The organism is Borreliella californiensis, from assembly GCF_014205885.1.
GTDB classification, from domain to species: Bacteria; Spirochaetota; Spirochaetia; order Borreliales; family Borreliaceae; genus Borreliella; species Borreliella californiensis.
In genome coordinates, this window is record NZ_JACHFB010000019.1 from 1 (window position 1) to 3,604 (window position 3,604).

The window sequence follows — 3,604 nt, forward strand, 5'->3', positions numbered from 1 at the left end:
TTATTGTTTGCTCTAATTTTAACAGTATCAGAGATTAGATTTAAAGTCTTTGGGCTAATTGCACTAAGTATATAAAAATGATGTTTGTCAAAGTGAATATCGTCATTTTTATCAAAAATATTAACGCTTGATTGAAGCAGTAAAACGCTATCGCCTTTTGATAACTCTAAACCGATATTAGAGATATTTTTTGTATGAATCTCTAAATCTTTAAACTCTGGTATTGTAACTATAGCTTCTTGAGTTTGTTGATTAAAATCCTTTACAATGCCAATTTTAATTATAAAAATGTTTGAATAAATCCAATTTTTAACGTCCTCTCGTGTTAATGTATTTCCATAAAGGCGTTGGTTCATTCTGTAAATTGCATAGTCAATATCCATTCTAACTCCTTTGCTACGCAGGCACCGGTGCAAAATTAGAGGCGTCATATAACTTAAGTGTTAATGAACAATCCCCTGTGTTACTAAGTCTTGCACTTGTTTCTAATATAGTGTTTTTGACAACTTTTCCTAACCCATCCCTAAAAGAAACTTTATCACCAACTCTTAGCTTATGTGTGAAAAATATTTGAGCGTTCCAATATATACGCCTTATCTTGAATTCAGGATCGATATCAATTTCTTGTTGTGGTATAAATTCAAGGCCATAATCTTCTAATGCCTCGTATTGAATATTTTTACCCTTTTGTTTGTAATTAGTAAATATAAAATTGCATTCAATTTCAAAATTGTGATAGCCAACATCAGTTATTACGTTATCTGCGTATTTCTCTTTTATTTTTTCAATAAATTCTTTTGGTGTTGCGGCATAAAAATTTTTGTCAATGATTTTAAGACGATCTTTTTCGTCCATATTAAGGATATTGCGATTAGGAAATACCGATTCTATTGCTTCTTGCACCGTCTTGCCTTTAAAATTTTTGCCATTTTTACCTTCCAATTTGCGATTAAAGAAGTTACTTTTAGTTAATAGACGAACCTCAAGCTCGACACTAAAATCTCCACCAGGATAATCGGTGCTCATGGGGAGCTCTAAAGTGCCCGACATTATAAAATTAAAATTTTTTTCATGAGCAAATTTTTTATAGCGTATTTTTACTATATCCCCTTCTTTAATGTGGTCGGTGAAGTCTAGAGGCAGGTTCCAAAGTACAATTTTTGCTTGTTTGGAACTTACAGTATTTAATTCTGATGAAAACCTATTAGATATAGAAATATCAACATGAATTCCATCTTGTGTATTGATTATAATTTTAGGAATTTCTTCTGGAAAAGGAGTTCCATCAATTGATTTTTTTGATTCATCTACATTGTAAAATTCAATTTTAAAATCATAAATTAGTAACATACATTATCCTTTATATTTTTCCAATGCAAATGTTTTTACTATTTCCATTGATAGGCTAATTTCAATCTCGTCAATGAAAGGAGTATCCTTAAAAGAAAGGCTTGTAATTATAACCAATTCTTTAAAGCCAAAAGTTGGACTATATATACTAAAAGGAGCTTGAGCTTGTATTCTATTGGCTAATTGTTCTTTTACAAGATGAGCATCAAAGCGTAGCATAGAATTACCAAAAACAGTCATTTTGAGTGGTGAAATCATTTCTTTGTATAGAGATGTTAATATTCCGCTGTTTAAAGAGATATTTTCACCGGTCATTACTGGATTATAGCTGACATATTCCGCTTTTCTATCATGATAGTTGATAATCGGTCTTTTAGAACAACTAGTATTATAATTCCGTGATATTAGCTGGGTTTTTGGTTTTATAAAAAACAATTGTGGTACATATCCAAACCCTCTAAGATCTATTCTAGGAAATAACACTAAAAAATTATCTGCTCCAAAAATAGCAAATATTTGGGTTATTACATCACGTATTATATGAACAATCTCCGTTTGTGACATTTTTTTATTGTTAGTATTTTTATTGTTAATATCCATAAAATTACCTTTTATTGCTAAATAATCTTAAAAAACCTAAGCGCTTTTTTCGCAGTTGGCGGTAAGCTGTTTAACCAACTTTGCCACCAAGCATTAATTGAAGCACCTATAGAACTTAACATATTTGTAATTATTCTGCCTATAACTCCGGTAATTCCTCCTTTTTTATACGTTTTCATTATGTCTTTGATCCATTCAATAATTTCTGAAGCCCCTTCAAGCACTGGTTGCATACCCGCAGCGGTCACATTCATAAGAGATTGTTCAAGGTTGATCAAATTGCTATCAATCTTTTCCTTCTCTCCAGCAAATCCTTTCTTTTCCTGAAAAATACCCTTAATATTTTCTTCTTCATTTCCCATAAGTATTTTTCGTTGTTCTGTTGTATAAAATGCAGTATTGAGTTTTTGAGCTTTTTCTTTTTTAGAAATTGCTTCAACCGATTTTTTAATCCAACCAAACGCAAATCCAAAAATCCCGCCTCCCACTCTACTCACAGCATTGCCAATAACATTTCCTAGGGCGCTGCCTATTGCAATTTTGGCAACAAGTCCTTTTCCTTGAGAGGCTGCTATCATTTTACTTTTTGCTTTTGATTCTTTTGCAAGTTCTTTGTATTCAAGGTGCCTTTTGTCTCTATCAGACATTAAAGATCTTCTGAAAGCCTCTTTTCTAGCTTTCTCAAAGCCCCTGCCCTGTTTCATAAGCTTTTTAGTTTGTGTAAGCCTATATTTCTCAACACGCTCTCTTAAGCTTTCAAATTTAGATTGTCTGCTTAATTCTTTTTTCTTGTCCGATAAATTATTTTTTACAATATCTTTAGTGCTGCCCAAACTAGATTTTTTAGGTTTGAGATATTTTCCCATTTTGGAAATATCTTGTTCGATAGCCTTTTTTGTTGCAGCATGATCAAGAATACCTTTAAATTTAATGGTAAATTTGTCGCTCACTAAACCCTCACTTGCCTAGAATTAACTCATACAATTCTTTTTCTAATTTGATATCAGCAAGTCTATTGACCTCTAAAAGCTCATCATAGGGCAATTTTTTAACCGAATCGTATGAGCAAATATTCATAATTACTGGAAAATAATATTTGTCGTTTCTTATTTCGTCAAGCAAGTTAAAATACTTTTTTCTAGTCTCATTAATACTTGCAATAGCTTTATCAATATCTCTATTTATTTTGTTCATTTGTCAACAGCTCATTAGAATTTGATGTAATTGATGATAGCGAAGTGGCTACTTTTTCATAATCAAAATTTTCATTGATATGGTCAAAAGTAACGAAATCACCAACATTATTTTCATACTCACTCAAATATACTAAAGCGGGGTTTTTTAGATCATTGTCTAAATGAAAAGTATTAAATTGTGCAGTGTAAATTATTGCAACAAGATAGTCTTTATAATAAGAAATAAATTCTCTATTTTGATCTAAAATCACATAGAATTCGTCTAAAAATTTTGGACTTATCATTAAGCTTGTAATTTCTCTTAGGTATTTTACCTCATTAAGCTTGTAAATAGCATCGCTTTGATTAAATCCTAACACTTTGTCCCATTCATAAACTGGTAATACTCTAAGTGGATATTCATAAGTTTTATTTTTAGTTAAAATTTTCATTTTATATCTCATTATCATAATAAGACT

Annotated in this window: 6 protein-coding genes; all 6 read right to left on the reverse strand. The window is 30.8% G+C overall.

The features are described from left to right. On the reverse strand, nucleotides 1-383 hold a 383-nt coding region (locus tag HNP67_RS06520), incomplete at its 3' end, for a DUF777 family protein (RefSeq protein WP_184125715.1). 13 nt (nucleotides 384-396) lie between these two features. Next, the gene (locus HNP67_RS06525) at nucleotides 397-1,350 is read right to left on the reverse strand and encodes a DUF693 family protein (RefSeq protein ID WP_184125717.1); all 954 of its coding nucleotides are present in this window, start codon (nucleotides 1,348-1,350) and stop codon (nucleotides 397-399) included. 3 nt (nucleotides 1,351-1,353) lie between these two features. Further along, nucleotides 1,354-1,950: a DUF792 family protein gene (locus HNP67_RS06530; protein ID WP_184125719.1), complete on the reverse strand. Its 597-nt coding sequence runs from the start codon at nucleotides 1,948-1,950 to the stop codon at nucleotides 1,354-1,356. A 17-nt stretch (nucleotides 1,951-1,967) separates the two neighbouring features. Then, nucleotides 1,968-2,900, reverse strand: coding sequence for a DUF759 family protein (locus HNP67_RS06535; RefSeq protein ID WP_184125721.1), 933 nt, complete (start codon nucleotides 2,898-2,900; stop codon nucleotides 1,968-1,970). Nucleotides 2,901-2,907: 7 nt separating this feature from the next. After that, entirely contained in the window at nucleotides 2,908-3,144 is a 237-nt protein-coding gene (locus tag HNP67_RS06540; protein ID WP_184125723.1) for a DUF1322 family protein, read from the reverse strand. Continuing rightward, entirely contained in the window at nucleotides 3,128-3,595 is a 468-nt protein-coding gene (locus HNP67_RS06545) for a DUF1473 family protein (protein ID WP_184125725.1), read from the reverse strand. The genes HNP67_RS06540 and HNP67_RS06545 overlap by 17 nt, the downstream gene beginning before the upstream one ends. Between the last annotated feature and the right edge of the window lie 9 nt (nucleotides 3,596-3,604).